General features: G+C 49.4%; 6 protein-coding genes. All 6 read left to right on the top strand.

Annotation, left to right across the window (positions count from 1 at the left end):
* The coding region (locus tag ACY2VW_RS08985; RefSeq protein WP_461877834.1) for a phosphohexomutase domain-containing protein at nucleotides 1–804 on the top strand (804 nt) is incomplete at its 5' end.
* Between the two features lie 107 nt (nucleotides 805–911).
* The gene (locus tag ACY2VW_RS08980; protein WP_461877833.1) at nucleotides 912–3101 is read left to right on the top strand and encodes an alpha-galactosidase; all 2190 of its coding nucleotides are present in this window, start codon (nucleotides 912–914) and stop codon (nucleotides 3099–3101) included.
* Between the two features lie 12 nt (nucleotides 3102–3113).
* Entirely contained in the window at nucleotides 3114–4115 is a 1002-nt protein-coding gene (locus ACY2VW_RS08975) for a substrate-binding domain-containing protein (RefSeq protein WP_055221152.1), read from the top strand.
* 305 nt (nucleotides 4116–4420) lie between these two features.
* Nucleotides 4421–5443: a glycoside hydrolase family 130 protein gene (locus ACY2VW_RS08970; protein WP_461877832.1), complete on the top strand. Its 1023-nt coding sequence runs from the start codon at nucleotides 4421–4423 to the stop codon at nucleotides 5441–5443.
* A gap of 18 nt (nucleotides 5444–5461) precedes the next feature.
* Complete coding sequence (locus ACY2VW_RS08965; RefSeq protein WP_055221154.1) at nucleotides 5462–6640, top strand: AGE family epimerase/isomerase; 1179 nt, start codon at nucleotides 5462–5464, stop codon at nucleotides 6638–6640.
* Nucleotides 6630–7805, top strand: coding sequence for a glycoside hydrolase family 130 protein (locus ACY2VW_RS08960; protein ID WP_118700213.1), 1176 nt, complete (start codon nucleotides 6630–6632; stop codon nucleotides 7803–7805). The genes ACY2VW_RS08965 and ACY2VW_RS08960 overlap by 11 nt, the downstream gene beginning before the upstream one ends.
* The last annotated feature ends 68 nt before the right edge of the window (nucleotides 7806–7873 follow it).

Raw genomic sequence — 7873 nt, 5'->3', positions numbered from 1 at the left:
GCAGATCGTCTCGGCGTTTATGCAAAAGACAGCAAGACCGGCGAGTACGTAAGCTTCACCGGAAACATGTCCGGTATGCTGATCGCAGAGTATATTCTGCGTGAGCGCACCAAGAACGGAACCATGCCGGAGAACCCGGCACTCGTTGAGACGATTGTTACGACCGATATGGCAAAAGCAATCGCAAAAGCTTATAACGTGGCACTGATCGAGGTTCTGACCGGATTCAAATACATCGGCGAGCAGATCAAATTTTTTGAGCAGAGCGGTGCACACAATTATGTATTTGGTCTGGAAGAGAGCTATGGCTGCCTGGCCGGAACATATGCAAGAGATAAAGATGCCTGCGTGGCAGTTATGATGCTCTGCGAGGTTGCTGCATACTACAAACAGCAGGGCAAAACACTGTGGGATGCCATGGTGGATATGTACGAGGAGTACGGCTACTACAAAGAGGGTCTTGCAACGATGACCTTAAAAGGTATCGACGGTGCAAAAGAGATCCAGACCATGATGACCAACTTCCGTGAGAACCCGCCAAAAGAGCTGGGCGGTTTCCAGGTTCTTGCCGTACGCGATTACAAAGCAGACGTACGAGTGGATCTCGTAAGCGGAGAGAAGAGCGCGACCGGACTTCCGTCCTCCAACGTTCTTTACTATGAGCTGGAAAACAACGCATGGTGCTGTGTGCGCCCATCCGGTACTGAGCCGAAGATCAAATTCTATTTCGGCGTAAAAGGCACATCCCTTGAAGATGCAGCCGAGAAACTGGAAAAATTAAAAAATGCAATGGTAACTGCTTAAACGCTGTGTGATATAGAAACAAAAAAAGGCCTCAGCCCGGCGGGTGAGGTCTTTTTGTACAAAAATCGGCCCGGCGGATCAAGCTTACCTGAAATAAGGAGAAGAAAATGGCGATTTTATATTATGATGAGAAAAAGCTTTTTCAGTTAAATACAGAGAATACGACGTATGTGATCGGCCTGAGCCCGGAAGGCTACGTCGGACATGTTTACTACGGACCCCTTCTGCACGGAGAGCCGGATCTGTATCCGCTCCGCATGGATGAGCCGCCGTTCACCCCGTCCGTCAATAAGAGAGAGAAATCTTCGTTCCTCGACCGTTTTCCAATGGAATACCCGACCGGAGGAGTCGGCGATTACCGTGAGAGCTGTCTGAATATAAGAAATGCACAGGGCTGTATGGGATGTGAGATTTTCTTTGATTCCTATGAAATTTTCAAAGGAAAACGCCCGCTGACCGGTCTTCCGGCTTCTTTTGGAACCGAGGACGAAGTAGAAACTCTGGAAATCACCTGCAAAGATCCTGTTCTTGATCTTGTTGTTGTCCTTTCCTACTCTGTTTTTACAAAAGAAAACGTTATCACCCGAAGTGTCCGCGTGAAAAATGAAGGCAGTGAAGCGCTGAAGGTAGAGAAAATCTACAGTGCCTGCCTCGATATGGACAACGAAGACTTTGAGATGCTTTCTCTTCATGGATCCTGGGGAAGAGAACGCCACATCCAGCAGGGTGCGCTCCGTTACGGAAAACAGCTCGTTTCCTCCGGAAAAGGAGAGTCCAGCCATCAGGAGCACCCGTTTGTGGCCCTGGTGACACCGGGAACGGATCAGGAGCGCGGCGAGGTTTACGCAATGCACTTCGTATATTCCGGCAACTTTATCGGACAGGTGGAAAGATGCCAGTTTGATACCGTTCGTATGGTCATGGGTATCAACCAGGAGGAGTTCTGCTGGAATTTAAAAGCCGGCGATGAATTCCAGGCGCCGGAGGTTGTTATGGTCTACTCTGCCGAGGGACTTGGCAAAATGACGCGTTCCTACCATGCATTTTATCGCAGACATATGATCCGCAGCCCGTACAACCACAAAAAACGCCCGATTCTGATTAACAACTGGGAAGCAACTTACTTTGATTTTGATACCGATAAACTCCTCGATATCGCAAGAGAGGCAAAAAAAGACGGCATCGAGATGCTTGTTATGGATGACGGCTGGTTCGGAAAACGAAATAAAGACGATTCTTCCCTCGGTGACTGGGTTGTCAACGAAGAGAAGATCAAAGGCGGCCTGAAAAATCTGGTTGACAAAGTGAATGAAATCGGTCTTGCATTCGGTATCTGGTTCGAGCCGGAGATGATCTCCCCGGACTCTGATCTCTACAGAGAGCACCCGGAATGGGCGATTCAGATTCCGGGAAGAGAAGCGACTGAGATCCGCTGCCAGTACGTGCTGGATCTCTCCCGCCCGGAAGTGCAGGATTATGCGTATGAATGTGTGGCAAAAATCCTGCGCAGTGCAAACATCAAATACGTGAAATGGGATATGAACCGTCAGTTAAGCGACCTGGGAAGCACCTACCTGGACAAAGATTCCCAGCAGGAGCTGTTCCACCGCTACGTGCTCGGTATGTATGCGATGCAGGAGCGTCTGGTACAGGAGTTCCCGGATCTGCTTCTGGAGAACTGCTCCGGCGGCGGTGCACGTTTCGATCCTGGAATGCTTTACTACAGCCCGCAGATCTGGTGCTCCGACGACACCGATGCGATTGAGCGTCTGGAAATCCAGGAGGGAACAGCCCTCATTTACCCGCTCTGCTCAATGGGTGCACACGTCAGCGTATGCCCGAACCACACGGTTGGCCGTGTAACTCCGTTTACAACGAGAGGCCATGTGGCACTGGCCGGAACGTTCGGCTATGAGCTTGATATCACAAAACTGCCGGAAGAAGAGAGAAAGCTGATTCCGGAGCAGACCGCAATGTATCACAAATATCATGAACTGATCCGCGAGGGAGAGTATTACCGTATTCTTTCCAGCCGTGAAAACCACAGATCCGACTGCTGGGCAGTAGCATCGGAGGATAAAAGCGAAGTGCTTGTGACCTACGTACAGGTGCTGGCACAGGCAAATATGCCGTCCCGCAAGGTTCGCCTGCGCGGCTTTGATCCGGCGAAAAAATATCGTCTGGAGGGAACCGATGAGGTTTACAGCGGCGAGATGCTGATGAATGCCGGTTTCCGGATGAAAGATTTCTGGGGTGATTTCGTCAGCAGACTGTATCACTTTGTTGCAGTAGACTAAGGAGCAACGGATATGGCAAAAGTAAGATTGGCAGATATTGCAAAGGTGGCGGGCGTCAGCGCCGTCACCGTGCATAACGCGATTACAGGACAGAAAGGGGTCAGCGATGAGATGCGCGCCCGGATTCTGGAAATTGCAAAGGAAATGGGGTACCGCCAGCCGGGAAGCGGAGCGAGAAATACACAGGGAAAAAGCCTGCGCTGCATCGGAGTGGTGATTCCGGAACGGTATCTGGCAGAGTATACGACATTTTACTGGAAAATGTATCAGGAGATGGCACTGGCGGCGACGGAAAAGAGCTGTATGGTGACCGTGGAGATTCTGAAACAGGAGATGGAAGATGAGATGATTGTGCCGTGCATCGCCAAGGAGCAGACCGTCGATGCGCTGATCCTTATGGGAGACACGAGCCGCGATTACATCCACTATCTGAAGAAAAACGTGGATCTTCCGATCATATTTCTGGATTTCTACGACAATGAGCTGGCAAAAGATGCCGTGATCGCAGATAACTTTCACGGAATGTATCTGATGACGGAATACCTGTATGAGCATGGCCTTACCAAGCTGGCTTTTGTCGGTTCGATTCATTTTTCCAGCAGTATCATGGATCGGTACTGCGGTTTTTCCAAGGCTGTTCTGGAACACCGCGATGTGACACCGGCGGAATGGATTCTGGAGGACCGTGATGAGCGGGGTCAGATCGAAATTCATCTCCCGGAACAGATGCCGGAAGCGTTCGTCTGCAACTGCGACCTGACCGCCGGCCTTCTGATGCTCGAGCTGGAAAAACGCGGCATCTCCGTGCCGGAGGATGTTTCCGTTGTCGGCTTCGACAATTACCTGTATCCGGGTTTCCCGGATCTCAAGATCACTTCGTATGAGATCAATACGAAGGCGATGGTAAAAGTAGCGCTCGAAAAAGCGCTGAAGCAGATCCGCGGCGCGGCATCCGGCAAAAATATGGAAATTGTCTCCGGACAGCTGGTGCCGAAAGAGAGCGTAAAGCTTTGATTTTTATAACTGAATTATAAATTAAGAAACGGGGCATTTTGAAATGCCCCGTTTTTGTACATATTACACAACAAAGTCACTTAAAAATTGACAGTATCTAACGGAACTTATTTTTTAAGTGATTTCCGGTTGAAAAATTAATCATCTATGTTAAAATTAAGCTAAAGGACTGGGCGTGAGGGTGATAAAACACGGCGGTTCGGAGAAAAAAGAATTAAAAAACAAGATTCTGTCCACTAACAGAAACTTAAAAAAACAAAGTACAACTCATAAACAAACAATATTTTTCATGGAGGTTTCAAAAAATGAGCGAAGTTAAAATTATTGGAGATGCTGTCAAAAATATGCCATGGCAGGAAGGCCCGGCTGAGTTTTCCGGTGCACCGGTATGGAGATACAGCGAGAATCCGATCATCGGAAGAAATCCGGTGAAGGAAGTAGCAAGAATCTTCAACAGCGCCGTTATGCCGTACGGCGACGAGTTCATCGGAGTATTCCGTGGTGAGCAGACAAACGGAATCCCGTACATCTACCTTGGAAGAAGCAAAGATGCGATCCACTGGAATTTCGATGAGAACAAAATCCAGTTCGTTGACGAAGAAGGCAAACCGTTCATGCCGGTTTACGCATATGACCCGCGTCTTGTAAAAGTAGAAGATACCTACTACATCATCTGGTGCCAGGACTTCTACGGTGCAGCCATCGGAATGGCAAAAACAAAAGATTTTGAAACCTTCGTACGTGTGGAGAATCCATTCCTTCCATTCAACAGAAATGCCGTTCTCTTCCCGAGAAAAATCAACGGCAACTTCGTGATGCTGTCCCGTCCAAGCGACAGCGGCCACACACCGTTCGGCGACATCTTCCTGTCCGAGAGCCCGGACATGCTGTACTGGGGCAAACACCGCCACGTCATGAGCAAGAGCCCGGAGTGGTGGGAGTCCTTAAAGATCGGCGGCGGCGCAGCTCCGATTGAGACCAGTGAAGGATGGCTGCTGTTCTACCACGGCGTAAGCGGCACCTGCAACGGCTATGTATACAGCATCGGCGGTGCAATTCTCGACAAAGAGAATCCGTCCATCGTAAAATACCGCTGCCAGAACTTCCTTCTGACACCGGAAGAGTGGTATGAGGAGAGAGGCTTCGTTCCGAACGTAACGTTCCCGTGCGCAACGATTCACGATGCAGAGAGCGGAAAGATTGCGATCTACTACGGCGCAGCCGATACGTATGTAGGACTGGCATTCACAACCGTAGATCTGATTGTAGATTATATCAAGAAAAACAGTGTCGTACGCGAGTCTGACACCGAAATTGGAAGAAGATAAGAAAGAAGGAAAGAAAAGATGCAGTCTTTGGCAAAGGAAGTAAAGCAGGAGCTTACTGGACGGATCGTTCCATTCTGGGAGGGCTTAAGAGATGAGGAATACGGCGGATTTTACGGCTATCAGGACTTTGATCTGAACGTGCAGAAAACGTATGAGAAGGGCTGCATCTTAAACAGCAGAATTCTCTGGTTTTTCTCGAATGCGTATCTGACCTTAAAGGACGAGAAGCTGCGCGCCGATGCGGAGCATGCGTACCGCTTTATGAAACAGGCGTGTGTGGACCGCGAGTACGGTGGCGTGTTCTGGTCTGTCACCTACGACGGAAAACCGCTCGATACGACAAAGCATACGTACAATCAGGCATTTGCAATTTATGCGCTGTCTACGTATTTTGATGCGACGGGCGACACCGAGGCGCTGGAGCTGGCAAAATCGCTGCAGCAGATCATCGAGACACACTGCACCGACGAGTACGGTTATCTCGAGGCATTTACCCGCGATTTCAAGCCGGAGAGCAATGAAAAGCTCTCGGAGAACGGCGTCATGGCAGAGAAGACCATGAATACGCTGCTGCATGTTTTCGAAGCATATACCGAGCTGTACCGCGTGACAAAGGATCCGTTTACCGGTGACCGTCTCCGCTTTATGATGGATCTCTTCGCGGATAAAGTATATAACAAAGAAAAAGGCCGTCAGGAAGTATTCTTCGACCGGACATGGAATACGCTGATTGATCTGTATTCTTATGGCCATGATATCGAGACTTCCTGGCTGATCGACCGGGGTACAGAAGTGCTCGGCGATCCGGCTTACCGGGAAAAACTGCTGCCGATCACCGGAGAGATTGCGGAAAATATCTACAACACGGCATACAAAAATCATTCGCTGATGAATGAGTGCGAGCGCGGTGTGGATGATACCACAAGAGTCTGGTGGGTACAGGCAGAAGCAGTCGTTGGATTTTTAAATGCATGGCAGAAAAAACCGGAGGAAACAAAGTATCTCGATGCGGCAAAAGACATCTGGGGCTACATCAAGGAATATGTGATCGACAAACGAGAGGGGTCTGAGTGGTTCTGGTGCGTGAATGCAGACGGAAGCCCGATTCATGAGCCGATTGTAGAACCGTGGAAATGCCCGTATCACAATGGACGTATGTGTATGGAAGTAATTGGGAGGTTAAAAGATGCTGAATAAACAGTATTATGTGGAAAAAGCCAAGGTAGACCGCCTTGTGGCAAGAAAGAACACAAAAGCAGATTTTTACAACGGTATTTATGACCGCTATGAGTATCCGGTGCTGACAAGAGAGTTCGCTCCTGTTCACTGGAGATATGATCTGGATGAGGAGACGAATCCGTACTTTATGGAGCGTCTCGGCATCAACGCTGTGATGAACTCCGGCGCGATTTATCTGAATGGAAAGTATTATCTCGTTGTCCGCGTGGAGGGCAATGACAGAAAATCTTTCTTTGCTGTTGCAGAGAGTGATACTGGTATCGACGGCTTCCATTTCTGGGATTACCCGGTTGTGCTGCCGGATACCTGCGCAGAGGAAACCAACGTTTATGACATGCGTCTGACCCAGCACGAGGACGGCTGGATTTACGGAGTGTTCTGCTCTGAGAGCAAGGACAAAAACGATCCGGATCTGTCCGCGGCTGTTGCTGAGGCTGGTATCGTAAGAACGAAAGACCTGAAGAACTGGGAGCGTCTGGACAACCTGAAAACCTTACGTTCTCCGCAGCAGAGAAACGTTGTTCTGCATCCGGAGTTCGTAGACGGAAAATATGCCTTCTACACCCGTCCGATGGATGGTTTCATTGAGACCGGAAGCGGCGGAGGAATCGGCTTCGGACTCTGCGATGATATCACACATGCTGTCATCGACGAGGAGAAGATCATCAGCAAACGTATTTATCATACCCTGACCGAGTCCAAAAACGGTGCCGGAGCAGTGCCGATCCGCGGTAAGAAATGCTGGATCAACATTGCACACGGTGTAAGAAATACAGCAGCAGGCCTTCGCTACGTTCTGTATGTCTTCGGTACCGATCTGAACGATCCGTCCAAAGTCATTGCAGAGCCGTCCGGTGTATTCCTGGTTCCGCTTGGAAAAGAGAGAGTCGGAGACGTTTCCAACGTTGTATTTACAAACGGCGCGATTGCGCGTGAGAACGGAGAGGTTTACATCTACTATGCATCCTGCGATACAAGAATGCATGTAGCAACTACCACAATCGACAAACTCGAGGACTATCTGTTCAACACACCGCAGGATCCGCACAGATCCCCGGACTGCGTAAAACAGAGATGCGAGCTGATCTCCAAAAACCTGGAGCTGCTGAAAAACGAGAAATAAAAGCGTCCGCTGCGGCGCATGAAAAAAGGAGCTGTTCTCTTTACGGGAACGCTCCTTTTTTCATGCAT

The sequence above is a fragment of the Fusicatenibacter sp. genome (genome assembly GCF_977045365.1).
The sequence above is the reverse complement of the archived record's forward strand: the minus strand, read 5'-3'. Positions and strand labels throughout refer to the sequence as shown.

Bases quoted from the DNA above. Each gene is read 5' to 3' on its own strand.
- ACY2VW_RS08965 (WP_055221154.1), top strand. From the start codon at position 5,462: ATGCAGTCTTTGGCAAAGGAAGTAAAGCAGGAGCTTACTGGACGGATC.
- ACY2VW_RS08970 (WP_461877832.1), top strand. From the start codon at position 4,421: ATGAGCGAAGTTAAAATTATTGGAGATGCTGTCAAAAATATGCCATGG.
- ACY2VW_RS08960 (WP_118700213.1), top strand. From the start codon at position 6,630: ATGCTGAATAAACAGTATTATGTGGAAAAAGCCAAGGTAGACCGCCTT.
- ACY2VW_RS08975 (WP_055221152.1), top strand. From the start codon at position 3,114: ATGGCAAAAGTAAGATTGGCAGATATTGCAAAGGTGGCGGGCGTCAGC.
- ACY2VW_RS08980 (WP_461877833.1), top strand. From the start codon at position 912: ATGGCGATTTTATATTATGATGAGAAAAAGCTTTTTCAGTTAAATACA.